This is a genomic window from Pseudomonas sp. CFBP13509 (assembly GCF_005233485.1).
Lineage (GTDB): Bacteria > Pseudomonadota > Gammaproteobacteria > Pseudomonadales > Pseudomonadaceae > Aquipseudomonas > Aquipseudomonas marginalis.
In genome coordinates, this window is sequence record NZ_QGAA01000056.1 from 1 (window position 1) to 609 (window position 609).

At 60.8% G+C, this 609-nt stretch carries 1 pseudogene; it reads right to left on the reverse strand.

The features are described 5' to 3' along the window. Positions 1 to 4 precede the first annotated feature (4 nt). Positions 5 to 609, reverse strand: a pseudogene (locus PspCFBP13509_RS31320) (arabinose ABC transporter substrate-binding protein); the annotation flags it as partial.

Below are 609 nucleotides of genomic sequence, written 5' to 3' on the forward strand. Positions count from 1 at the left end.
GCCGTCATTTCCACAGCCCGATCTTGGTCAGTTCTTCCTGGAAGTTGGCGCGGGTGATCAGGGTCACTTCATCCATGGCCGTGTACTTCGGCGGCTCGGTGCCCTTGGTAACCCACTCGTACATCATCAACGCAGTGTTGTAGCCCTCGATGTGCGGGCTTGGCAGCATCGAGCCGAAAAAGCCGCTGTTGGCCTTCTTCAATTCGCCGATGGCGTCGGTGCCATTGATGCCGATGCCGATCACATTGGCCGCGGCGAAACCGGCGCTTTCAGTGGCGCGCACGCCGCCGAGCACGGTGTTGTCGTTCATGCCGCCGATGATCAGGTTTTTCGCGCCGCTGGGCAGCTTGACCAGGGCCGAGTTGGTGGCGTCCATGCTGCCGGGGACGTCGAGGGTTTTCAGCGCGGCGGTGAGGATGTGGTCCTTGGGAATGCCGGCCTCTTCCAGGGATTTGATCGAGCCATCGGTGCGTTTTTTGCCGGTGTCGAGTTCATTGAAGGTGTTGATCACCGCGTAGGTGTCCTTCCAGTCCCAACCGCGTTTTTTCGCCTCGGCAGCCATGGCCGCGCCTTGTTTCTGGCCCACTTCAAACGCGGCCATGCCCAGGT